Source organism: Chryseobacterium sp. PTM-20240506, assembly GCF_048296755.1.
GTDB classification, from domain to species: Bacteria; Bacteroidota; Bacteroidia; order Flavobacteriales; family Weeksellaceae; genus Chryseobacterium; species Chryseobacterium proteolyticum.
Window position 1 is genome coordinate 3,749,202 of record NZ_CP182581.1, and the last position, 24,928, is coordinate 3,774,129.

The following is a 24,928-nucleotide window of genomic DNA, read 5'->3' on the forward strand; positions in this document are numbered from 1 at the left end:
ATTATAAATCAAAAACACTTGGTCTCCTTGTGATGAAAATATCTTTAATCCAAAGCGTAAACGCTAATCCCAGATAGATAAGAAAGAAGAAACCCGCCGTGGCGAAAGTTGAGTAAATGAAGAATACCCGAAGTTTAGAAACAGGAATCCCAAGTTTAGCGCCCATTCTTGTAAGAACACCAAACCATTCTCTTTCCATTTTGTGACGGATATTATCAAGCATCTGAAGAATCTTTTAAAAGTTTAAATCCAATACTGCAATTTAAGCAATTTTTTTCTTCACAGGAATTTTTAAAATGATAAATGAGGCTTTGGGTTTCTAAGGAACTGGTAATTTTCATCTTCAGATTTTTCCAGGATGTGATAATAGCATTCTTTTCCGGGGCTATTTCTGCATAAAATTTTAAAATATCGTCAGTAATTTCTTCATGATGATATTTATGGTAAGTGTATTTTAATGGCAGAATCGTATTTAATATAATCAGCTCAATAAAGTCATTACTTAATGTTTTAACCTGATTAACTGAGGAAATTTTCCCAAAGTTATAATGGGTATTCCAGTAGCCGGACGCCTGTACGTTCTTAAAAATATCAAACAAGTCCTTACTATTTTTTGAATGTATGACTTTAGAAAATAAATTTTGATGCCGGTGATAAAGATCGGCTAGTTGTGAAAGTCTGATGGTAGGAAAATTAGGAGGTCTTAACCTTAAAAACTTAGGTGGAAAACTCATGTCCAGGATTCGGTACTTTACCTTTATGAACTGAAATTCCCGTTTCCAGATTTCCATTTGTTCGTCTTCCGGGTCCTCAAGCCACCCCGAAATCCCAAAGAATAAAGCTTCAAGATGTGTTGGGTTTTGCCTGATTTTATTGATGACACTGTAATCAATACTTTCAGCAATTTGTCTGAATATATAGGCATTTACTTTTAGTCCGAAAGAATAGGCAAGACTATGAAAGAGGATAGCTTCGAAATTGTTTTTTGACTGTTGTAAAGCATATTCCAGTTCCTCTGATTTCTCATTTAGTTTTCTTAAAACATTTTCTTCGTGGAAATGAAGAGGAACATTCCGATGATCAAAAATACTTTCGCAGGGAATAAACTGATTTTCTTTGATGAGTTTCTCATACTTCCACAGAATATTTTCATCAATATAATTCTTCAGTTCAAGAGTAGGAATTTTCTTATCATTAAATTCTTCAATCACAATATCATTTTGAAAAACAACATGAAGAATAATATTTTGATAGTTGGGATCCCCGGAATGATTATGGAAGATCCAGTCTGAAGACTTTACATGAAGCTCTATGTTTCCACTCAGGATGAGGTTATTGATTTTAATGGAAGCCAGAAGAAAATCAGGCCCGGCATTGGTATTCCATTTCCCGAAATGTATGATCTCAACGGAATTTCCTTCAATATCCTTGAAGTCAAAATTTTTGAAAACTTTAAAGTTCCAAAGATATTGAAGTAATTTTTCCGTCATGAGTGTGTCACAAATATAATAGATCTATTATACTTTTGACAACTCGTTTTTAAAATTTTCTATGGTTGTTTTGTACATTTCTTCATATATAGGAAGAACGTTTTTCAAATCGAATTTTATCGCCTGTTCTTTCGCATTTATCTTCATTTTGGCTAAAAGTTCATCATTGCTCAATAACTTGATGGTATAGTTGCTCATAGCTTCTACATTTCCGATTTCAGCTAAGAATCCTGTTTCTCCCTGGACATTTACTTCAGGAATTCCTCCTGCGTTGGAACTGATCACCGGAGTATACGCTGCCATGGCTTCCAATGCAGCCAATCCAAAACTTTCCTGTTCTGATGGTAATAAGAAAACGTCAGAAAGCTGAAGAATTCTATACAGGTCATTTACCTTTCCAAGAAGCCTGATCTTAGAAATCAAATCCGGATTTTCTTCTAAAAACTGGTTCACCTTCTCCATATCCGGACCTTCTCCGATAATGATCAGTTTGGATTTTACCTTCTTATGAACATTCTTGAAAATCTGAAGAACTTCATCCACACGTTTTACAGGGCGAAGATTGGAAACGTGTATTAATATTTTTTCATCCGGATCAGCGAACTGCGTTCTCTGGCATTCATTACATTCATCAAATTCAGAATTGTCGATGAAATTCGTGATCACCTGGATTGGTTTTTTAATATTGAAAAACTGTAGCGTGTCTTTTTTTAAACTTTCAGATACAGAGGTAATTGCATCGGATTTGTTGATTGAAAACTCTACAGCATGTTTGTAGCTGGGATGTTGTCCTACCAAAGTAATATCTGTTCCGTGAAGTGTTGTTACCAAAGGAATGTCGTTATTATCTTCCTGTAGCATCTGTTTAGCCGTAAACGCTGCATAAGCATATGGAATGGCATAGTGTGCATGCAATAAATCCAGTTTATACAGATTAACAACTCTGTAGATCATCGAACTCAGTGCAATATCATAAGGTTGATATTGAAACAGGGGATAAGTTTGAACATTTACCCTATGAAAAAAAATATTAGGATTGGTAATATCGAGTCTCGCAGGAAGGGCTGAACTAATGAAATGGACTTCATAGCCTTTATTAGCAAGAGACATTCCCAGTTCTGTTGCTACGATACCGCTTCCGCCGTATGTTGGATAGCAAAGTATGCCTATTTTCATTGGAATATTATTGTTTTGATGTTGTAAATATAGTTGAATTCACTTTTGTTTCAGAAGCAGTTGCAGGATTCAAATCGAGTCCCATTCCTGCTTTTAGTTGATCATTAACAAGTACCGGAAGTCTTCCCTGGATCTTTGTCTTTCCCAATAGCGCATTAGCTGTTGCAATCATGGAATCGTCATTGTTTTCATAAGAAACAAGAACCGTGGAAATTTTTGAAATATCGATATCTTTTAAAGCATAAGCACTTCCAAATACATTTAAAATAACTTTTTGATTTTTAGTTAAATCAGCAAGAATCTTTTTAGATTCTCCGGAAATTTTATATGGTTTATATGCTGTTGCATTATCCTTATGAAGTCCTGCAATAACTATAGAATTAGCTGGAATTGTACTGATTTCGTCAGCTTTTTTAAGAATGATATTTGAACCTAGCTGATTGGCAAACGTCTGATAAGGAGCTTCTTCTAAAGGAACATAATACACTTGTTTTCCGGCAATGGGAAGTAGCTTTTGCTCATCTTTTAATAGGGTAAGTGCATTAGAATAAAGATTCTGAACCAAAAGTTTGTGTGAATCATTATTCAGGTCGTTATTAATGTTTTCAGAATTTTTGGAATTGTATTTATCCAGCCCTAAATAATATTTGGTCAGTAATATTTTTTTTACACTTTCTTCAACTCTTGATTGTGGAACTTCTCCATTGTCAATAGCCTTCTGAATTAATTTTTTTCCTTCAGACACTCCCTGCGAGAAAAGCATAATATCATTACCTGCTTTAAAGGCTAATGCATCTAATTCCCCGGGCTTATATTTATTGGCTACTGCACCCATATTGAGTGCGTCCGTAATAATGAGGCCTTTATACCCTAACTTCTCTTTTAAAAGTCCGGTGATAATATTTTTGGAAACCGAAGCAGGAATTCCTTTTCCCGATTCTAACGTTGGCACATATAAGTGAGCTACCATTACTCCACCGATACCTTTAGTCATAAGAGCCTTAAAAGGTGCCAATTCAACAGCATTCAGCCTTTCGAGTTGGTGAGGAACTACAGGAAGATCCAGATGTGAATCTGTACTGGTGTCACCATGACCAGGAAAATGCTTAATGGCTGCTAGTATGTTGTTGTCCTGTAATCCATTAGAGTATGCTAATGCAGAGCTGATGACATTATCTACCTCTGAACCAAAGCTTCTGTTTCCAATGATTGGATTATTAGGATTTGTATTCACATCAACTACCGGGGCAAAATCCCAATTGATTCCCATCCTCTTACAGTCTTCGGCAATTTTAGAGGACATCTGGTAAATAAGATTTTTATCCTGTATGGCTCCTAAAGTCATCGCCCACGGAAATTTGTGAGCCGCTGCGATTCTCTGATATAATCCCCATTCAGCATCCATTCCGATCATCAACGGAACTTTAGATTTTTGCTGAAACTCATTTACCAGAGATATTTCTCTTGCTGCATCATCCTGCATCAGAATCAATCCACCGATCTTATCACGGGTGACAATATTTCTTACCTGGTTGATATAATCCTCGCCTTTGTTGGTATAAAGAGCAACAATGAAAAGCTGTCCTAATTTTTCATCCTGGGAAAGCGATTTGTATGTTTGATTAACCCACTGGTTTGCTTTACTTACATCAGACTGTGAAATGCCCTTTGGTATATACTGGGCAGCGATTTTTGAACTGATAGATAAGAATATGAATAGAGAAGTGCAAACTATTTTGTTCATAACTTTTGAATAAGAACAAAAATACAATTAAAAAAATCATCAGAATGGATGTTTTTAAGTTTTTTGGTATATGTTTTGGATGTGCTTTATAGATAATATTAAAACTTTTATAAAAATGAAAAAATTTCTTCCAATCCTACTATTAGCTTTTGTCAGCTTATTTATATTCAGCTGTGATAATAAAGACGATGATAATAATTTTGTGGATCATGATACAATAGGGACTGCTTTTGACATTACCCCAACTTTTACGAAAACCAATGATAATTTATATCAGTATTCAGATGCATTTACAAATGAGTTAGTACAATCTGATGTTGTGCTTATTTACTTACAAACGGGTCTTACTAATAACAATGCTCCAATCTGGAGATTACTACCTTATACGTTCTTTACTAATAACAACGTTGCTGTTGATTATTCATTTGATTTTAGCAAATTTGATATAGGAATTAATGTTAACTCAAGCTTGAATCTAACGGCTAATCCAACATACTATACGAACAAAAGATTTAGAGTGGTAATCTTACCTGCTAATACAGGTGGGAAAAATTCCAAGACTGCAGCAGCTCCTGTCGATTACAATGATTACTACAGTGTAATTAAATATTATAATATTGACGAGTCTAAAATAAAGACTAAGAATTAAGATATATCTTTTCAGTTTTTTTATAATTAAAAAGGGCTCCAGAATTTATTCCGGAAGCCCTTTGTTTTATTTTTAATTATCATTGTCATCCAGAAGATGACCAAAATAATCTTTCTTTGTTTTTAAATAACCTCTGCTGATATCATTCGCGGGTATTTGCAAAGGAACCCTCGAATTAAGGTGGATGTTACTTTCCGTAACATATTTTACTTTTTCAGGGTTATTGGTCAGAAGATTGATATCTTTAATTTCCAGCACATTTAAAATTTCGATGGCTACATTGAAGTTTCTGTCATCTGCAGGAAGTCCAAGTTTTAAATTAGCTTCTACTGTATCAAATCCTTTTTCCTGTAAAGAATAAGCCTTTAACTTATTTATTATTCCAATGTTTCTTCCTTCCTGACGAAGGTAAACAATAACTCCTCCATTTTCATGGATATATTTCATGGCTGCATCTAATTGCTGCCCACATTCACATTTTTTTGAATGGAAAACTTCACCGGTAATACATTCTGAGTGGAAACGTACATTAACTGGTTTTGAAAAATCTGTATTTTCAGCGATAATAGCCATATGAGGCATCCAGTCATTTTCGTTTTCAGAGAAAGCGATCATTCGGAAAGTTCCGTGTTCCGTTGGAACGTTTGCTTCCGCTTGAATTTTAATCATTAATAATAAGGTCGTTGAACTAGTTTTTAATTTCCTTTAAGAGAATCCTCTATAACAGAAATATTGGTTTTTAACCTTACCAAATATCTGTTTAGGATTTCATCATCATCTTTTGGAAGATCCTGTCTGAGTTTCTGAATTTTTTTATAAGATTTTTCAAAGCTTTTAATGGCTCTGTTCTTTCCTGAAATATTGTTGGCGTCAATTGCATACAAGTAATTCTGTAGGCTGTATTTTAGCGACAGAACCTCTTCATTTATACTAATAGTTTTGAATTTAGGAAAGGTGGAAATTAAATTGGATATTTCAGAAGCATTTACATTTTCTTTGATATTGATGTCTATGCTTTTTTTTAGTCCTCTATCAGAATCTGAACCTTTTGCTTCACTATAAAAATTATTAGACAACGGAGAAAAATTTAATTTTTCCGATGCGCAAGAAGAAGTTAGTATAAACAGTATTCCAAAAAAAAATAATCTTTTCATTTTTGTTGCCCCTTTTGATAAAGGATTGGGTTAAGACTTTCATCATTATACATTTTCATTTGTTTGTATACTTTCATCTTAACATCACCGTTTTCAATATCAGTAAGCAACTGATTAATAGAAGTCGACAGATCCTCTTTCTGTATGAGAAGTACATCTAATTTTGCCTGGCAATTTAATCGATGTTCTTCTGAAGCAGATTCCCTGTTTGCTTCTAATGACATATGATAAACCTTTAACGCAAGTATTGATAATCTGTCTACAGCCCAAGCGGGTGTTTCTGTGTTTATCTTTGCATGAGGTTTAGGAGTTGTATTTTTAAATTTATCAAGAAACCAGCTGTCAATAAATTCCACCAGATCAGTTCTTTTCTGATTAGAGGCGTCTATTGTTCTCTTTAATTGAAGAGCTTCAACCGGATCTATGTTCTCATCTCTTATAATATCTTCCAAATGCCATTGAACGGTATCAATCCAGTTCTTTGCGTACAAAATTCGTTCCAAACTGTCTTTTTCGAAAGGATTATTAATTAGATGGTTAACGTCATCAAATACGTGGTAGTCTTCAATAGATTGATTGAAGACTTTCCATGCAGTCTCAGTGAAATTCATTAATTCTGAAGAATTTTAGTTGCTTGAAGGATTGTTCGTCGAAGAATTTTTATTTTCAGTAGGATTTTTATCTTCTTCCTTTACTGCGTCTTTGAATTCTTTGATCCCTGATCCAACACCTCTCATTAATTCCGGAATTTTTTTACCTCCAAAAAGTAAAACAAGCAGAATTGCTACGATAAGGATATGCTGCCATGATAAGGCAAGTATTGTTAATGTTTCCATTTCTAAATTTTTTACAAAGTTAGTCTTTTTTTAATAAGAAACCCACCCTAATGGATCAACAGGTGTAGTTCCGTTCCATACTTGGAAATCAAGGGTATAAGACCCATCAAAGTCTTGTCCTACAGTACCTACAATGGTGCCTGCGGAAACCTGCTGGCCTTTAGAAACATTGACACTTCCCAGATTTGAATAAATCGTAAAATAATTTCCGTGTTTCAGCATTACCGTTTTGGTTCCGTCACTGTTAGCCAGAACTGAAGATACAGATCCCGGGAATACTGATTTTGCCCGTGTACCCGATGGTACGGAGATTTTAATTCCGTTATTCTCTTCTGTAATATTTTTAAAAACAGGGTGTGGTTGTCTTCCGAAACGATGGGTGATCTGGCCTTTGTCAACAGGGAAGCCTAGCTTTCCTCTGTTTTCAGCAAAATTATTGCCTGCTGCAGTAGAAACTCCAAAATTCGTCATCGCTTTGGTTTCTGCTGCTTTTTTCTCGTCGTCTTTTCTCTTTTCTAATGCGGCCTCAGCTGCTTTTGCGGCTGCCAGTTTGCTGGCTGCTTCTTTTGCCCTTGCATTGGCTTCCGAAGAAGCTTTTGCTGCGGCTATTTTCCGAGCTTCATCCCTTGCATTAGCCTCTGCTCTAGCTGCTTCTTCTGTACGTTTTCTTTCCTCTTCAGCTCTTTTTGCGGCTAGCTCCTCGGCTCTTTTAGCTTCAGCTTCAGCTAATTTTCTTTCTCTTTCAAGTGCTTCTGCTCTTGCTCTATTTTCAGCTTCTATTCTTGCTTTTTCTCTTTCCGCTGCAATTTTAGCTAAACGGATTTTCTCAGCTTCAGCCTTTCTTCTGGCTTCTTCTTCCGCTTTTGCTATTCTGATTTCTTCTGCAATGATGCTTCTGATCTGCCCTTCAAGAGCTTTAGATTGAACTTGTTTTTGTTTTAATTCAGCAGTTAATTTCGATTCATTTTTCTTAAAATCCTCAACAAGCTGCTCTTTCTGAGCTCTTTCCACATTAATAGTAGCCAGATCTTTTTGTTGATCTATCAAAAGTTGTTGCTTATCTGCAACCGATTTTTGTCTTTGGGCAATTGTTTTTTTGATCTGATTTGCAGCGTCTGTAATTTCAGCCGCTTTTTTATCCTGATAGTCCGAATATTCTTTAAGATATTGAACTCTACGAATAGCTTCTCCAAGGTTTTTAGCAGAAAGAATAAAGGTTACTTTGTTTTGTACTCCCTTGTTTTTATAAGCATTCACTAAAACTTCTGCGTAATTTTTTCTAAGTACCGCCAATTCTTTATTTTGACGGTTGATCTCCAGTTGACGAAGATAAATATCATCTTCTATAAATCTTTTTTCCTTTTGAGTGTTGTTGTAAACTTTTTCTCTTAGGGTTAATTTTTTGTTGATATTATTAAGATAAGCTATGGAGAGTTTAGATTCGTTTCTTGTTTTAGCGAGATCTGAATTTATTTGTGTGATTTGTTTTTTAAGTTCAGCATTTTGCTTCTGCAATTGTTCTTTATTTTGTTGCCCATTGTGCAATCCGAACAATAAAATACCTATTAAAAAGCTAAATTTTTTAATCATTTAATTTCAATTTTCTTATAATTGGCTGGGACTGAATAGGCCACTTCCATCTTCGAAAAATCAAATTTCGTATTTTCTAATAAAATCTGGCTTGTTTTTGAACCTTTTATAATTATTTTAACATTTTTTGGTAGACGAATTTCATTATATTCAGCCCAATTGCTATAAGAAATTTCTAACTGGTCCGGAGATAAAACATCCTTTAACTGAACGTTCAGCAGATCATAATTATCATCATATTGTAATGAGATTTTATACTCTCTCGTTTTTTCATCAGTAACAATCTTTTGATTCACAGAAGAAACCAATTGATAACCCTGGGCATTTTTTGTAAGGATGAACTGAGAATCGTTAACTTTTATGAAAGTTCGTCCAAGAAGTATTTTTTCCAGGGATTGATAATCGATGAAATTTACATTTAAGAGATGGTTCAGATATTCAAAGTCAGAATCGATATAGGATTTACTTGTCCTGTCAAACCCCTTTACTCCTTCCGGAGTAGCTATTCCTCTGGCAGCATTAATAAATAGTACAGATAAATTCATCCATACTTTTTTATTTTTCTCAATATAGATCGTTGCATCCAGGGTAGGGACGAAATTTCCCGTTTCTACGTTAACTTTGCTGTTAATTTTAATCTGTTCGAATTGAGGAGGGATTATTACATGCTCGAAAAATGTAAGTTTATCCCTTACCGGTTCTCCTGCATCTTTTGGATTGTTGTTATTTTCCACAACTGTGCTGTCCTTAATTCCACCGTTGCCACTTTTGGAAACGTTCCGTGTTTTACAGGATGACAAGATAAGAAGTAATAAAACTAATGGGATCCAATTTTTCATGTATTTGTCTTTTCGATTAAAAATAATACTTTGCAATATTAACGCCAAACCACACAAAACATTTTGTGTGGTTTGAATATATCTTATTTATTGCTGCTTTTCTTATAACTATTTAGATAGAAAATCTAAAACAGAATAATCACCCAAAGAAATTTCTCTGGCAACTCCAAAATACTGTGCTGAATTACCAATCATAGAATTAGACAGGTTTCCATGGTTGATTCTTGTGTTTTCCTGGATCAACGAATTTTCAATATTAGAATTTACAATAATAGTATTGTTACCCAATGAAACCCCGGGACCTACCTTAGAATTCGAAATTTTTACATTTTCACCGATAAAGCAAGGCTGGATAATCAGCGAGTTTTCGATAACGGCCGAAGATGGATATTGAGACATCTCTTCTCTTTCGTAAGCAAGAATTTTGCTATTGGTTTCTACCGTAGCATTTTTGTTTCCACAATCCATCCAGTCATTTACTTTTCCTAAAGTGAATTTGGCACCTTTTGCTCTTAAGTTTTCCAATGCAGTTGTTAACTGATATTCTCCTCCATTTTTTATATCATTATCCATGATATAATTGATTTCATCCATTAACTTCTCAGCACTGTTAAAGTAATAAATACCTATAATGGCAAGATCAGACACAAAGGTTGTTGGCTTCTCAACAAAATCTGTAATAAAACCATAATTGTCTAATTTCACAACACCAAATGCAGAAGGATCTTCTACACTTTTCACCCAGATAACACCATCTGAATTCTTATCAAGCTGGAAGTCCGCACGGAAAAGAGTATCAGCAAACGCGATAACTACATTGCCCTGCATAGAGTCTTCCGCACATTTAATGGCATGAGCCGTTCCCAAAGGGTCATTTTGATAATATATGCTTCCTTTTGCACCTAGTTTTTCTGCAATATGGATCAGGGATTTTTCAATTTCAGGGCCAAAATCTCCGATAATAAAGGCTACTTCTTCAATTTCTTCACCGGCAACTTTAGCAATGTCTTCTACAAGCCTTTGTACAATTGGTTTTCCGGCAATGGGAATCAAAGGTTTTGGAACGGTTAGTGTATGTGGACGTAATCTGGAACCACGTCCAGCCATTGGAACGATAATTTTCATAAGTTATATTAGGGTATTTTTAGTTGTTTTTAATCTGATGGCTTTTGTTCATAAATAAAGCCATAGTATTGAAACGGTGTATTATATTAAATATTTGTTTAATTTTTCAAATTCATTAGCATCAAAATAGAGACCAAAGTTTAGTTTTTTCTCATTCTTGCTAATAACATATTTTTCTCAGTATATAATAGAATTCCTGTGTAGAACAAAAACAATAGGTTTCCGATCCAGAAGTTATAGTCGGATACATTTGCTATGATATAACTGAAGACTCCCAAAAGTAATATGAAAAACGCGATTTTTTTCATTCGGTAGGGGATAGGATAATATTTTTGGCCCAGGAAATAAGATAGTACCATCATGGTAAAATAAGCAGCTAACGTTACCCATGCCGAAACCATAAAGCCATATTTAGGCAAAAGCACAAGATTCAAAACAATAGTAAGAATAGCGCCTGTCCATGAAATATATGTTCCTACCCGGGTTCTGTCTGTTACTTTATACCAGGTTGAAAGGTTATAATATATTCCGAAAAACAAGTTCGCAATTACAATAATAGGGATAATGTTGATGGCGATCCAATAAGAACTATTGGGAACCAGAAGAAGCTTTATCCATGATACATTCGCAATGATTCCCAATGCAACGATGGAGGCAAAAAAAGAAAAATATTCAGTTACTTTCGCATAGGTTAGTTTTGCATTTTCATTTTGCATTTGTTTGAAGAAAAATGGTTCGATCCCCATTCTGTATGCCGTTACAAACAGCGTCATGAGTACCGCCATCTTGTAGCATCCCCCATAGGCTCCTGCTGAGCTGTCATCAATAATGAATTTTTGAATAAATTTATCAAAATTTTCATTCACCATAAATGCAAGACCAGCAATCATTATCGGCCAGGAATATTTGATCATCTGAAGGAAAAGACCTTTTGAAAATTGGAATTTAAGCTTCAGAATAATGGGAAAAACCAGAAGAAATCCCAAAAAGCTTGCGACTAAATTACTATAAAACGGATAAGTTACTTTTTCCCGTAGTCCAAATTTGGAGCTGATCGTGTCAGGAATGTATAAAAATAAAGCAATTACAAAAATACTTTGAAATACTGCCTGAATTACCCTTACAGCAGCATATTTTATTGGTTTGTTATGGAACCTCAGCCATGCCAGAGGAATGACAAGAAGATTGTCAAAAAAAGCAATCCATGCAAACCATCGTATAAATTCAGGAGTCTTTGAATAGCCAAAAATATCGGCGATAGGCTGGTTGAAAAGCAATACTAAGATAAGGAAGACAAGAGATAAAGTGGCTAAAAACCAAAAAGAGGTATTAAAGACTTTTTGCTCGTCATTCTTGTTGGAGGAAAATCTGAAGTAAGCCGTTTCGAAGCCGAAAGAAAGAACAATATTAACAAAAGAAATTAATGCATACAGATTGGTGAAGATGGCAAAATCATTAACATTAATATGCTTAATGAATAAATAATTCAGCAATACTACAATCACTCTCGGCATAATTGCCCCTATTCCATAGATAATAGTTTCGTTAAGAAGTTTTTTCAAAATGCGAAATTTCTTGCAAATGTAAATATTTAGAAATTGATTTTTTATCAGGGATATTAAAATTCATTCATAAACCTTAATTTTGTAAGGAATATAAAGTCTAAAGAAAAGTAAATGAGGACCCTTATCAAAAATACTACTATCGTAAATGAAGGAAAAATCTTTGAAAGCGATATTTTAATTGAAGACGATTTAATTTCTAAAATACAACCCCATATTTCTGATGAAGCAGATCAGATTATTGACGGCTCCGGAAAATATCTTTTACCCGGGGTGATTGATGATCAGGTGCATTTTCGTGAACCGGGGTTAACTTATAAAGGAGATATTGAAAGTGAATCGAGAGCAGCAATTGCAGGTGGGATTACCAGTTTTATTGATCAGCCGAATACTGTACCTAACGCTGTAACGCAGGAATTGTTGGCGGATAAATATGAAATAGGATCCCAAAAAGCATACGCTAATTACGGATTTATGATGGGAGGGACTAATGATAATCTTGAAGAGGTGCTTAAAACCAATCCGAGAAATGTTCCGGGAATCAAGTTATTCTTAGGTTCTTCTACTGGAAATATGCTGGTTGACAATCCTGAAACCCTTGAAAATATTTTCAGCAATACAAAAATGCTGATTGCTGTTCACTGTGAAGATGAAGCAACGATAAGAGCAAATACCCAGAAATACATGGAACAATATGGAGAAGATATTCCTGTTAAGTTTCATCATCTCATCAGAAGTGAAGAAGCTTGTTATAAATCTTCCTCCAAAGCCATCGAATTAGCAGAAAAAACAGGAGCGAGACTCCATGTTTTCCATCTGTCAACAGCTATAGAGACAGCATTGTTCAGAAATGACATTCCTTTAAAAGATAAAAAGATCACCGCGGAAGTTTGTGTACACCATTTAACATTTACCAACGATGATTATGAAACAAGAGGAGGTCTAATTAAATGGAATCCGGCAGTAAAGACTCAGAAGGACAAAGACGGACTTTGGGAAGCTCTTTTAGATGGTAGAATTGATGTAATTGCTACCGATCATGCTCCTCATACCTGGGAAGAAAAACAAAATGTTTATACAAAATGTCCATCCGGAGCACCGTTGGTTCAGCATTCATTAAATGTAATGCTGGAAAATTTCAGGAATGGGAAAATTTCTCTGGAAAAAATCGTTGAAAAGATGTCCCATAATCCCGCAATTCTTTTCAGAATAGAGAAAAGAGGTTTTATAAGAGAAGGATATAAAGCAGATTTGGTTTTGGTGGATTTAAATGAAAACTGGACAGTAAATAAAGAAAACATTCTTTATAAATGTGGTTGGGGTCCTTTAGAAGGTATGAATTTTCATTCTAAAATTACCCAGACATTTGTCAATGGGAATCTTGTATTCGATAATGGAAAAATTGCTGACGAAAAATTTGGTGAGCGATTACTTTTTGAAGTTGAGGAGTAAGTTGGAAGATTGAAAACCCAGCTGTGTATATAATAAAGAAAAAGACTATTCACTGTAGTCTTTTTTTATTTTTGTTTCGAAAAACGGATCTTGTAAATCTGCAGACTGATTATTTTTTTGCTTTGCCGCTCATATAAAAACTGAGTTTTCCACCTTTTATAATATCGGAATGCTTTAAAGTAAAGTTTTTAATTTCTTTACCATTTAAAAGAATCTTTTGAACATATACATTTTGTGGACTCTGATCAATTGCTTCAATTTCAAACGTTTTTCCATTTTCCAGATTAAGTACTGCGTAATCAACTGCCGGGCTTCCAATCGCGTAATCTTCTGAACCCGGAGCTACCGGATAAAATCCGAGTGAGCTTAAAATGTACCATGCACTCATCTGTCCTGTATCATCATTTCCGCCTAATCCATCAGGAGTAGCTTTATATTGCATTTCAAGAATATGGCGAATTTGTGATTGTGTTTTCCATGGCTGCCCAGCCCAGTTATACAGGTAAGCTACATGATGAGCGGGTTCATTACCATGGACATATCCTCCAATGATTCCTTCTCTCGTAATGTCTTCAGTATCGGCAAAAAATTCATCGGATAAATGCATCGTGAACAATTCATCAAGTTTGGATGCAAATTTTTTCTTTCCTCCCATGATGGTAATAAGTTCATCGGGGTTTTGTGGAACGAAAAAGCTATAATTCCACGAATTACCTTCAATAAATCCCTGTCCGTGAGTACTCAGAATATCGAAATCCTTTTTGAAACTTCCATCTGCTAAACGGGGCCGCATAAAACCAATACTTTTATCAAAATTATTTTTCCAGTTTTCAGAACGTGTAATAAATTGATTGTAAATTTCTGTTTCTCCCAAATGTTTTGCCAGTTGAGCAATTGCCCAGTCATCATAGGCGTATTCCAGAGTATTGGACACAGAAGTCCCGCTTTTTTCAGCAGGAATATATCCTAAATCAATATATTGCCCAATTCCTTCATAATCCCTTTTATTTGCTGTTGCAACACAGGCATAGAGCGCTTCTTTTGCATCACCGGTATAAACACCTTTGATGATAGCATCTGAAACAACACTCACACTGTGATAACCACTCATGCACCAGTTTTCATTGGCGTAATGAGACCAGATCGGGAGCATTTTCAAAGAGAACTGCTTATAATGGGCCATCATGGATCTTACAATGTCATTATTTCGTTTAGGCTGAATAATATTAAATAAGGGATGTAATGCTCGGTAGGTATCCCAGAGGGAAAATGTAGTGTAATTGGTAAAACCATCTGCTTTATGAATATTCTGATCTAAACCTTTGTATTCTCCATTGCTATCCATATATATTGTTGGATTAATAAAGGTATGGTACATGGCGGTATAGAAATTGGTCTTTTCGGTATCGGAACCTTTAATGATGATTTTATTCAGCTCTTTATTCCAGTTTTCCTGTGTTTGGGCTTTTACCTGATCAAAAGATAAATTTCCTGTTTCTTTCTCCAGGTTATCAAGAGCATTGTTTTGGCTCACCGGGGATAAAGCGAGTTTTACTTCAATGGCTTCATTTTCCTTGGTGTCAAAATCAAAATTCATTTTCAGATTTTTTCCGGCTATTTCAGGGAAATTTTTAGTCTGGTCGAATTTTCTCCAGAATCCTCCATACACTTGCTTCCCATCATAATTTTTCTGGCCGTATGATTTGAATGGTTTTGAAAACTGTATCGCAAAGTATACTGTTCTGGTTCTTGCCCAACCATTGGTCTGTCTGTATCCGGTAATGGTATGATCATTTTCTACCCGAACATATGTCCAGACATTCTTTCCTTCGTAATTATAAATTCCGGCCATCAGATCCAGAATAATGTGAGCCTGATCAGACTTTGGAAAAGTATATCGCTGAACTCCCACTCTTGTAGTAGCTGTAAGCTCTGCCAAAATATTAGAGTCATCCAGTTTCACTTTATAGTAACCGGCTTCTGCTTTTTCATTCTGATGAGAGAACCTGCTTCTGTAACCACTTTCCGGATGAGAAGCGGTGCCCGGATTCAACTGAAGTTTTCCAACAGTAGGCATCATTAGAAAATCTCCTAAATCAGAATGCCCGGTTCCACTAAAGTGTGTAGAGCTGAAACCAACGATGGTTTTGTCTTCATAGCGGTAGCCAGCACAGTATTTATAGACTTCTCCATTATATTTTCCATTAAGTTCATATGAAATCGTATCTGTTTCAGGGCTGAGCTGCACGGAACCAAAAGGAACAGTGGCTCCGGGATAGGTGTGTCCCATTTTTTCAGTACCTATAAGAGGATTTACATATTGAGCTAATTTTTCAAATTTTTGAGCGTTATAATTAAGGCTAAAAAACAGGAAGAATAAAAGAAATGGAGTTCCTGATATTTTCATGGATGCATAAATTTTAGAGTGGTAAAATTAAATAAAAAACAAAGAACAATTATTTATAACATTTATTTATAAACTTATTCTGAGCTTTATCCGTTGAATATTTATTATTTTTAGGAAAAATTAAATCGTATGAATCTGTATACACAACCAATGTTGCGTGAAGACGCATTAAAAGATAAAGTAGCTATTGTAACGGGAGGAGGAAGCGGCTTGGGAAAAGCAATGACCAGATATTTTCTTCAATTGGGCGCTAAAGTGGTGATTACTTCAAGGAATATCGAAAAATTACAAGGAACGGCTAAAGAACTGGAAGAGGAAACAGGAGGAAAAGTGCTATGTGTGGCTTGTGATGTGAGAAACTGGGATGAAGTGGAAGCTATGAAGGAAGCCGCATTAAAGGAGTTCGGAAGGATTGATATTTTGCTGAATAATGCTGCCGGGAACTTTATTTCTCCTACAGAAAGATTAACACATTCTGCATTTGATTCTATTTTAGATATTGTTTTAAAGGGAACAAAAAACTGCACACTTTCCGTTGGAAAACATTGGATAAATTCCAAAACTCCCGGAACTGTTTTAAATATTGTAACGACTTATTCGTGGACAGGTTCTGCTTATGTCGTTCCTTCCGCATGTGCTAAAGCAGGTGTTTTGGCAATGACTCGGTCTTTAGCGGTAGAATGGGCAAAATATGGAATACGTTTTAATGCAATCGCTCCGGGACCTTTCCCCACAAAAGGAGCATGGGATCGATTATTGCCGGGAGATCTCCAGGAGAAATTCGATATGAGAAAAAAAGTTCCGTTGAGAAGAGTCGGAGAGCATCAGGAGCTGGCTAATTTAGCAGCTTACCTCGTTTCGGATTATTCTGCTTATATGAACGGAGAGGTTGTTACTATAGATGGTGGTGAATGGTTGCAAGGAGCAGGAGAGTTTAATATGTTGGAAGATATTCCTCAGGAAATGTGGGATGCTTTAGAGGCAATGATCAAGTCTAAAAAATCAAATTAATTCAAAATAAGTTAAAAAATCCCGGATTTGTAACAATTCCGGGATTTTTTTTACCTATCCATTAAGTAAGTTTATAAATTTTTAAAATGAAGTGTAAAGTATCAACCTTTGTTTCTGCGATAGCGGTTTTTCTGTTTTCAGGATCTGCTTTTGCTCAGGAAACACCTAAATATGATTATGTAGAGGCATTTAAGCCGTTTTTCTATCCACAAACAGGCACGGAAACCCGTTCTGCAAGTGGACAGCCGGGACATGCTTATTGGCAAAATTCTGCAGACTATAATCTTAACATAAGCTTAAATGACACTAAAAATGAGTTAACCGGTACTGCTGAAATAAAATATACCAATAACAGTCCGGATCAGCTGAGTTTTCTTTGGCTTCAGCTCGATCAGAATTTGTTTAATCAGGATTCCCGTGGTAATTCGGTAGTTCCTATTTCAGGAAGTAGAAATGGAGCCCATGGAGAAAAATTGGAGGGTGGTTACAAAATTAAATCGGTAAAACTTGATGGTAAAGATGTAAAATATACGATTACCGATACCAGAATGCAGATTGATTTACCAAAAGCTTTGAAGTCAAAAGGAGGAGTGGCGAAAATTAGTATTGATTATTCATTTATTTCTCCTGAATATGGTTCTGATAGGATGGGAGTACAGGAAACTAAAAATGGTAAAGTTTTTACGATTGCACAATGGTATCCGAGGATGTGTGTGTATGATGACGTTCTGGGATGGAATACGTTGCCATATCTGGGAGCTTCGGAGTTTTATCTGGAATATGGAAATATCAATGCCAGTATAACCGTTCCTGCTAATCATTATGTTGTTGCCTCAGGGGAACTTCTTAATGGGAAAGAAGTGTATAGCAAGGAGGAAAATAACCGTTGGGAACAGGCAAGAAATAGTGATAAAACAGTAATGATCCGCCCTGAATCGGAGATAGGTAAAAATCAATCTTCAGGAACGAAAACATGGAAGTTTAAAATAGAACAGGCCAGGGATTTTGCATGGGCATCATCTTCTGCATTTGTTTTAGATGCGGCAAGAATTAATCTGCCGAGTGGCAAGAAGTCTTTGGCAATATCAGCGTATCCGGCTGAAAGTGGAGGTGAAAAAGCCTGGGGAAGATCTACCGAATACACGAAAGCTGCGATAGAACATTATTCTCAGAAATGGTATGAATATACCTATCCTGCAGCTACAAACGTTGCGGGTAATGAAGGTGGAATGGAGTATCCGGGTATTGTGTTTTGTCATATGGATTCCAAGGGAGATGATCTTTGGGGAGTTACGGATCATGAATTCGGACACAACTGGTTTCCGATGATTGTGGGATCTAATGAAAGGTTATTTGCCTGGATGGATGAAGGTTTTAATACATTCATTAATCAGCTTTCTACTGAAGCCTTCAATAAAGGGGAGTATTACAAAAAGCAAAATATTGCACAAACAGGAAGTTATTTGATGAGCGATAATTTTGAACCGATTATGGTAGGACCGGATAATATGAAAGAACACAGTATCGGAGTTCTTGCTTATTTCAAACCGGGTATGGGCTTAGGCATTTTGAGAGAGTCAATCCTTGGACCTGAAAAATTTGATAAAGCATTTAAAACATATATAGATCGTTGGGCTTTCAAACATCCTACTCCCTGGGACTTTTTCCATACCATGGAGAACGTTTCGGGTGAAGAGCTTAATTGGTTTTGGCGAGGATGGTTCTTTAATAAATGGAAAATTGATCAATCCGTTAAAAGTGTAAAATATATAAGTGGTGACTTTAAAAATGGAGCTCAGATTACGGTAGAAAACCTGGGGCAATTACCTATGCCAACTACAGTTCAGGTAAGATTTAAAGACGGGACAACACAAATTGTAAAGCTTCCGGTTGAGGTTTGGAAACGTAATAAAGAATGGACTTTTCAAATTGAATCTGCTAAGGAAATCGAAGAGGTAAAGGTGGATCCTAATTCTCAGATTCCCGATATCAATCCGAAAAACAATTCTGCTTCTGTAACAGATACCAAGAAAATTGATAAAATTGATCCTAAAGATTTTACAGGGACATTTGGAAGCAAAGAGATTCCATTAAAGCTGACATTTAAAGTAAAAAACGGACAACTTTTCGGCCAGGCCGGTGGAGATGCACAATTTCCTCTTGAATACAACGGAGATAATAAGTTTCTTTTCGGGCAGTCTGTTTTTACATTTGCTAAAGACAAGAAAACAATGACGATTACTCAGGGTGAAAAGGAAATTAAATTAACGAAGGAATAATAATTCTGTTTTAAAAAAGAATACAGAAAATTAACAATATAATCATGGTTTTAAGGCTTCTCTCTGGTAGAGAAGCCTTATTTTTGTTTAATTATTATTTAAAATAGATGATTATGAGTTTTAGATTTTCAATTGTGTTTGTCTTGTTTTTTGTTATAGGGTTTTCACAAAACCTTAAAGTTATGAGTTTCAATATCAGATTACAGGTAGAATCTGATAAGGAAAATGCATGGACAGAACGAAAGCAAGATGTACAGGATTTATTAATGTATTATCATCCGGATTATTTTGGGGTTCAGGAAGCATTGCCAGAACAGATGAAAGACCTTAAAAAAGGATTGCAAAATTATAATTATGTCGGTGTGGGCAGGGACGATGGAAAAGAAGAAGGTGAATTTTCAGCTATTTTTTATGATAATGAAAGGTTACAGGTTGTGAAATCCGGTACATTCTGGCTTTCGGAAACACCGGATAAGCCTTCCAGAGGCTGGGATGCGGCATGCAACAGGGTATGTACATATGCAGTTTTTAAAGATAGAAAATCTAAAAAAGAATTCTTAGCAATGAATCTTCATTTTGATCATGTTGGAAATGTTGCAAGAGTGAAATCTGCGGAGTTGATTCTTAAAAAAATAAAAGAATTGAATCCTGGAAATCTGCCTTTAACTTTAAGTGGAGACTTCAATTTAACAGACAACAGTGAGCCTATAAAGATTATTTCCCAAAATCTGAAGGATAGTTTTTATAACTCTGAAACCCAACACTATGGTCCAAAAGGGACATTCACCGGATTTAATGTCAATGAAATTCCTAAAGACCGAATTGATTATATTTTTGTAAAGGGAATGAAAATAAAATCTCACAGGCATATTAATGACAGAAGAGAAAACCTGCTGTATCCTTCGGATCATTTTCCGGTTATTGCAGAGCTTTCATTATAAATCTAATCTTCTTTATTCGGAAAAATAATTTCAAATCCAATTCCTCTCAGGGATTGGATTAGCTTTTGTCTTAATAGGGCTAGAACAACAAAAAAACTGATAAACAAGGGTGGATGTAAAAAACATACGTTAAAATTTGCTAATATCAGTATCTGTGCGGTGATTAATTATATTTCTCTGTTACATTTTACCTAATTTTGAGACTTATTTTTAAAAAATAGATATGAAGAGATTGCTTTTTGGATGTTTAATGGTTGCTTCAGCACACTATTTTTCAGGACAAGAACTATACATACCAAGAAATGTAAAAAAAGCATATGAAAATGGGACGCGTGATATTTCCGGGGCTCCGGGTAAAAATTACTGGCAGAATAAAGGGATATACAATGTAGAAGTAAAAGTAGATGATAATACAAAAATCGTTTCCGGAAAAGAAACGATTACTTATAGTAACAATAGCCCCGGCGATTTACACTCTTTAGCCATAAGGTTTGTCAATAACCTTCATAAGCCACAAGCTCCGAGATCAGGCTTTGTATCCAAAGACTTTCTATCTTCAGGATTGCATATCAAATCTTTTATTGTAAATGGGGAAAAATATAACATAAACAGTGATGATTGGGGAACTGTTGCAAGTGTAAAGCTGCAAACCGCTATTAAATCGAAATCAAAATCAGAAATTAAAATAGAGTGGGAATATCCATTGTCTGTAAAAAGTGAAAGAGAAGGACAGATTGATCCTGAAACATTTTATGTTGCTTATTCTTTCCCAAGAATTTCAGTGTATGATGATTATAATGGCTGGGATATGCTGCCACATTCGGACAGGCAAGAATTCTACAATGATTTTAATGATTATAATTTTGCAATCATTGCACCCAAAAATTATGTGGTTTGGGCAACGGGAGAATTTCTCAATCCCGAAGCTGTTTTACAGCCTAATTATTTAAAAAGATACAAGACATCTCTGAGGAGCGATCAGGTTGTTCATATTGCAAGCCAGGAGGAAATGAAATCAGGAAAGGTAACTAAGCAGAATAAGTGGAATACCTGGAAATTCAAAGCCGCTAATATCACGGATTTTTGTTTCGCCTTGAGTAATCATTATGTATGGGATGGGGCAAGTGTTCAGCTCAAAACAAAACGAGCAAGTGTGCAGTCTGCATACAAAGCAGGTGCTAAAGATTTTGAACATTATGTAGACTGGATGCGTTATAACCTTGATTGGTATTCTAAAAACTGGCCGGGCGTGGAGTATCCATATCCTGTAATGACTGCTGTTCAGGGATATGCTGATATGGAATATCCAATGATGATTAATGATAACAGTATTCCGGATAATTTTGAAGATGCGAGATTAACGGCAGATCATGAAACTGCTCATACCTATTTCCCTTTTTATATGGGGATCAATGAAACACGATATGCTTTTATGGATGAGGGTTGGGCAACAACCCTCGAATATCTGATTGGAATTGATGAGAATGGTGAAGCTAAAGCAAAGGATTTTTATAAAAATTTCAGGGTAAAGAAATGGATCAATGATCCTTCTGCCGAACAGGATCAGCCCATTATTACCATGAGTACACAGGTAAGTGGAGCAGGATATGGGAATAATTCTTATGTAAAGGCATCTCTGTCTTATCTGGCTTTAAAAGATTATCTTGGGGATGATCTGTTTAAAAAAGCATTACACCATTATATGAACAATTGGAATGGAAAACATCCGATTCCATGGGATTATTTTAATTCTATGAATACAGGATCAGGGAAAGATTTGAACTGGTTCTGGAATAATTGGTTCTATACAAACAATTATATCGATCTCAAAATTACAAAAGGAACTCAGGAGAACGGATTGCTTACAATAAATATTGATAATGTCGGAGGTTTTGCAATTCCTTTTGATGCTGTAATAACTTATGACGACGGAGGAATTGAAAGTCTTCATTTTACACCTTCATTATGGGAGAAAAATCAAAAACAGGCAGTTCTTACGATTCCTGTAAAAAATAAAGTAAAATCGATCAAACTTGATGGGGATATTTTTATGGATTATACTCCTGAAAATAATTCTAAAAATTTATAATCAAAAAGCCTTCAGTATTCTGAAGGCTTTTTGATTATTAGAAATAAGCTGTTAATCTTAATCCAATCGTTATATATCTAACTTTTTCTTTAGCAAAAGAAGTGTTGAATACTTCGTTCATTTCTTCGTCGTCTTTCACCAGGTCGCTAAAGTGGTAATTCATCGTGGACTTAATCTGGTTGTATTCGGCGTAGGCGGTAATCCCGAGTTCAGGATTGAATTTATAAGTAATAGCACTTCCTAAATTAAGCCTGAAAGCCTTTGAAGGTTTATAAGTTGCCAGCTCCAATTGATTGTCTGGAGTGCCAATATGCTCACTTTTAACAAAAATTTTTCCGCTTGCAGGTATTGAATAGCCACCTGTAGCTTTTAACATGACTTCCCAGTTTTTTGCAAATTCATGAGAAAAATATGGACCCAAACCAAAATTGAGAAATCCTAATGACTGAGTCGTGATATCAAAGTTTTCATAGTGTTCCTCATCATCCAAAGTAAGTCTTTGAGGTTTGATCGGGAAACTACTAAAGCTAAGATCTCCTCCAATTCCCCATTTTTTTGAAAAAAAATAGGCTCCTTCTAATCCTGCATCAAAACCAACCTGCTTTCTGTTATCGAGCTCAGATTCTTTCAAGAAGTTCGTGGTAGCGAGTGCTGATCCCACTTTTATAGACAGAAAAGAAGGATATCCGTTACTTTCTATCCTGGAAAGCAGGCTTAGATTATCTCCTTTATTCTTGTAAAATTTATCAATGAAAAAATATCCTAATTCAGTAGAAATAATCCCTACTCCTGCACCCGCAAGAATATCAGGCATCCAATGTCTGTTATTCAGGTTTCTTCCAAGTCCTGTCAATGTAGCTGCGCCATATCCTCCAATACTGTAAGCCGGATTTACGAGTCCATACTCCTTGTGTAGAAAGCTGGCGTTGGCAAAAGCCATTGCAGCGTGCCCGGATGGAAAAGAGTTTTTGGCTGATGCATCCGGACGTTCAACTTTAGATGTGTACTTTACAGAATTGACGATGATTCCCATAATAGCTAAACTTGTGGCATAAGATAAAGTAGCTCTTCCAATATTATTACGTCCTTTAATTCCCGCTAACTTCAAACCGTACACCGTAGCAGCAGGAGCATATTGAAGGTAATCGTCAAAACTAGCCTTAAAATCCGGCAGATATCGATTTCTGATGTCACGGATGTTTTTACGCTCACCCCAGGTAGCTGCTGAAGCGGTAAATAATAATGTTGGGGCAATTGATTTTTGGACCCATTCTTTTTTTAAGAAAGGTACCTTCTCTGAAAGTGCGGGAGGTTCTGAAATAGAATGAGAGAGATTGTTTTCTTGCTGAAGAGTATCCTGTGCCTTGTATAGGCATAAGGTAAGCAGCATAAAAAATGCTAATACTAATTTATTCATCATTGTGTGTTTTTTATTTTAAATTTTAAAATTTGCCAAAAATATAAAAAAAAACCTTTCTCAAAACTGAGAAAGGCTTTTTTAACATATTAAGAAAACTTATAATACTCTTAAACCTGCTCTAGGACCAGAAGAACTTACAACTGCCTGCATTCTTGTTTTTTGCCCTGCAGAGAACATAAACATTGCAGCATCATCTACATAGTCCATATAGTTCATGAACATAATAGATCTTGATACCCCACTACAAGTATTGTATACAGGATATGTAGGTTTGTTATAATTAGCTCCTGTTTGTGTAGGTGTATCCGCTACCTGATCGTTTCCGCAATTTGCATCACCCCAGATATGTCTAAGATTTAAATAGTGTCCTACTTCATGAGTAGCCGTTCTTCCCAAATTGAAAGGAGAAGATGCTCCTGTTTTTCCAAAATAAGGAGCTGCAATCACCACCCCATCATTCCATAATCCTGCTGATTCAGGGAAGGTCGCATATCCAAGAACTTGTCCCATGCTGCCTACTACCCAGATGTTGAAATAGTTGGTAGGATTGGTGGCGTCAATACCTCCGGAAGAAGCTTTTTTCATGGCATCATTAGTGCTCCAGCTTGTTTTAGTTGTAGATTTTCTTACGGTATTTGCTAGTCTGAATCTCACTTTTACATCTCCTGATTTTACAGATTGAAATTCTGTTGGTATTTTATTTACATCACTGTTCGTACCTCCGTAGTCAGCATTAAGAACAGCAATTTGCTCTGCTATTCTGGCATCAGAAACATTTTGTGCAGAAGTATTGTACAATACATTTACTACCACAGGAATTTCAACAGTACCATCTGCAAGAACTTTCCCCATTTTAATTGCGTTTGCAAATCTTTCAGTATTCGCTTCAATAGCTGCATACTTTTGTCTGAGTTCAGGATTGTTCTGAAGTGTTTGCTTTCTGATTTCTTCTGAAGGACAAGATCTTCTGTTGGCTAAATCTGAAGCAGTTGCAAATTTGTTTGCAGTCTCTTCACCTTGATTTGAAACATTGTCGCTGTTACAAGCGGACATGAATCCTAATGCCAGGATTCCAAATAATAGTTTTTTCATAGTTTCTATAAATTTATTTGTGGAAAAACGAAATTATATTATTTTGGGTGAGTTTGCAAAATCTCATTTTTA

General features: G+C 35.6%; 21 protein-coding genes. 6 read left to right on the top strand and 15 right to left on the bottom strand.

Translation table 11 applies throughout. From position 1 onward, the window contains the following. Nucleotide 1 precedes the first annotated feature (1 nt). The 4 genes from ACNFU2_RS16705 to ACNFU2_RS16720 are packed head-to-tail and all read right to left on the bottom strand — an operon-like array spanning nt 2 to nt 4,410. On the bottom strand, nt 2-223 hold the full coding sequence (locus tag ACNFU2_RS16705; protein ID WP_007839346.1) for a PspC family transcriptional regulator: 222 nt from the start codon (nt 221-223) through the stop codon (nt 2-4). After that, nucleotides 216-1,490 (bottom strand): DUF2851 family protein, encoded by a 1,275-nt coding sequence (locus tag ACNFU2_RS16710; RefSeq protein ID WP_418122373.1) that lies wholly within the window; start codon nt 1,488-1,490, stop codon nt 216-218. The genes ACNFU2_RS16705 and ACNFU2_RS16710 overlap by 8 nt, the downstream gene beginning before the upstream one ends. A 27-nt stretch (nt 1,491-1,517) precedes the next feature. After that, nucleotides 1,518-2,666, bottom strand: coding sequence for an N-acetyl-alpha-D-glucosaminyl L-malate synthase BshA (gene bshA / locus ACNFU2_RS16715; RefSeq protein ID WP_172284335.1), 1,149 nt, complete (start codon nt 2,664-2,666; stop codon nt 1,518-1,520). 7 nt (nt 2,667-2,673) lie between these two features. After that, a complete protein-coding gene (locus ACNFU2_RS16720) occupies nt 2,674-4,410 on the bottom strand; it encodes a glycoside hydrolase family 3 protein (protein ID WP_418122375.1) in 1,737 nt (578 codons plus the stop codon). A gap of 115 nt (nt 4,411-4,525) precedes the next feature. On the opposite strand from ACNFU2_RS16720, the gene ACNFU2_RS16725 reads away from it, so the two are divergent. Next, nucleotides 4,526-5,059 (top strand): hypothetical protein, encoded by a 534-nt coding sequence (locus tag ACNFU2_RS16725; RefSeq protein WP_172284331.1) that lies wholly within the window; start codon nt 4,526-4,528, stop codon nt 5,057-5,059. 72 nt (nt 5,060-5,131) lie between these two features. On the opposite strand, the gene ribA is transcribed toward ACNFU2_RS16725, so the two are convergent. The 8 genes from ribA to ACNFU2_RS16765 all read right to left on the bottom strand — a co-directional run bounded on the left by ribA (nt 5,132) and on the right by ACNFU2_RS16765 (nt 12,165). Then, the gene (ribA, locus tag ACNFU2_RS16730; protein WP_172284330.1) at nt 5,132-5,728 is read right to left on the bottom strand and encodes a GTP cyclohydrolase II; all 597 of its coding nucleotides are present in this window, start codon (nt 5,726-5,728) and stop codon (nt 5,132-5,134) included. Between the two features lie 26 nt (nt 5,729-5,754). Beyond that, nucleotides 5,755-6,213 carry a hypothetical protein gene (locus ACNFU2_RS16735; protein WP_172284328.1) on the bottom strand — a complete coding sequence of 153 codons (459 nt, stop codon included), beginning with the start codon at nt 6,211-6,213 and terminating at the stop codon, nt 5,755-5,757. After that, nucleotides 6,210-6,824: a DUF4254 domain-containing protein gene (locus ACNFU2_RS16740; protein WP_172284326.1), complete on the bottom strand. Its 615-nt coding sequence runs from the start codon at nt 6,822-6,824 to the stop codon at nt 6,210-6,212. Before ACNFU2_RS16740 ends, ACNFU2_RS16735 begins: the two co-directional genes overlap by 4 nt. 15 nt (nt 6,825-6,839) lie before the next feature. After that, nucleotides 6,840-7,049, bottom strand: a complete 210-nt coding sequence (locus tag ACNFU2_RS16745; protein ID WP_172284324.1) for a twin-arginine translocase TatA/TatE family subunit — start codon at nt 7,047-7,049, stop codon at nt 6,840-6,842. Between the two features lie 30 nt (nt 7,050-7,079). Continuing rightward, complete coding sequence (locus ACNFU2_RS16750; protein ID WP_172284322.1) at nt 7,080-8,639, bottom strand: peptidoglycan DD-metalloendopeptidase family protein; 1,560 nt, start codon at nt 8,637-8,639, stop codon at nt 7,080-7,082. Next, nucleotides 8,636-9,478 carry a DUF4292 domain-containing protein gene (locus ACNFU2_RS16755; protein WP_273650612.1) on the bottom strand — a complete coding sequence of 281 codons (843 nt, stop codon included), beginning with the start codon at nt 9,476-9,478 and terminating at the stop codon, nt 8,636-8,638. The genes ACNFU2_RS16750 and ACNFU2_RS16755 overlap by 4 nt, the downstream gene beginning before the upstream one ends. Nucleotides 9,479-9,586: 108 nt before the next feature. Continuing rightward, nucleotides 9,587-10,603, bottom strand: a complete 1,017-nt coding sequence (locus ACNFU2_RS16760) for a sugar phosphate nucleotidyltransferase (protein ID WP_172284320.1) — start codon at nt 10,601-10,603, stop codon at nt 9,587-9,589. Between the two features lie 140 nt (nt 10,604-10,743). Further along, complete coding sequence (locus ACNFU2_RS16765; protein WP_418122380.1) at nt 10,744-12,165, bottom strand: lipopolysaccharide biosynthesis protein; 1,422 nt, start codon at nt 12,163-12,165, stop codon at nt 10,744-10,746. Nucleotides 12,166-12,279: 114 nt separating this feature from the next. Between ACNFU2_RS16765 and ACNFU2_RS16770 the strand changes: the two genes are divergently transcribed. Beyond that, nucleotides 12,280-13,617, top strand: a complete 1,338-nt coding sequence (locus ACNFU2_RS16770) for a dihydroorotase (protein ID WP_418122382.1) — start codon at nt 12,280-12,282, stop codon at nt 13,615-13,617. A 109-nt stretch (nt 13,618-13,726) separates the two neighbouring features. On the opposite strand, the gene ACNFU2_RS16775 is transcribed toward ACNFU2_RS16770, so the two are convergent. Then, nucleotides 13,727-16,024: a GH92 family glycosyl hydrolase gene (locus ACNFU2_RS16775; RefSeq protein ID WP_418122384.1), complete on the bottom strand. Its 2,298-nt coding sequence runs from the start codon at nt 16,022-16,024 to the stop codon at nt 13,727-13,729. A gap of 129 nt (nt 16,025-16,153) precedes the next feature. Here ACNFU2_RS16775 and ACNFU2_RS16780 point away from each other — a divergent pair, with 129 nt between their 5' ends. The 4 genes from ACNFU2_RS16780 to ACNFU2_RS16795 all read left to right on the top strand — a co-directional run bounded on the left by ACNFU2_RS16780 (nt 16,154) and on the right by ACNFU2_RS16795 (nt 22,344). Beyond that, nucleotides 16,154-17,035, top strand: a complete 882-nt coding sequence (locus tag ACNFU2_RS16780; RefSeq protein WP_172284316.1) for an SDR family oxidoreductase — start codon at nt 16,154-16,156, stop codon at nt 17,033-17,035. A gap of 86 nt (nt 17,036-17,121) precedes the next feature. Further along, nucleotides 17,122-19,314, top strand: coding sequence for a M1 family metallopeptidase (locus ACNFU2_RS16785; protein ID WP_418122387.1), 2,193 nt, complete (start codon nt 17,122-17,124; stop codon nt 19,312-19,314). Between the two features lie 182 nt (nt 19,315-19,496). After that, nucleotides 19,497-20,255 (top strand): endonuclease/exonuclease/phosphatase family protein, encoded by a 759-nt coding sequence (locus ACNFU2_RS16790; protein ID WP_306615026.1) that lies wholly within the window; start codon nt 19,497-19,499, stop codon nt 20,253-20,255. 223 nt (nt 20,256-20,478) lie between these two features. Further along, nucleotides 20,479-22,344: a M1 family metallopeptidase gene (locus tag ACNFU2_RS16795; RefSeq protein WP_306615024.1), complete on the top strand. Its 1,866-nt coding sequence runs from the start codon at nt 20,479-20,481 to the stop codon at nt 22,342-22,344. 37 nt (nt 22,345-22,381) lie between these two features. Here the strand turns inward: ACNFU2_RS16795 and ACNFU2_RS16800 are convergent, their stop codons facing one another. Both ACNFU2_RS16800 and ACNFU2_RS16805 read right to left on the bottom strand, forming a co-directional pair. Continuing rightward, nucleotides 22,382-23,764: a phosphatase PAP2 family protein gene (locus tag ACNFU2_RS16800; protein WP_306615022.1), complete on the bottom strand. Its 1,383-nt coding sequence runs from the start codon at nt 23,762-23,764 to the stop codon at nt 22,382-22,384. Between the two features lie 96 nt (nt 23,765-23,860). Further along, the gene (locus ACNFU2_RS16805) at nt 23,861-24,856 is read right to left on the bottom strand and encodes a zinc metalloprotease (RefSeq protein ID WP_418122389.1); all 996 of its coding nucleotides are present in this window, start codon (nt 24,854-24,856) and stop codon (nt 23,861-23,863) included. Nucleotides 24,857-24,928: the final 72 nt, after the last annotated feature.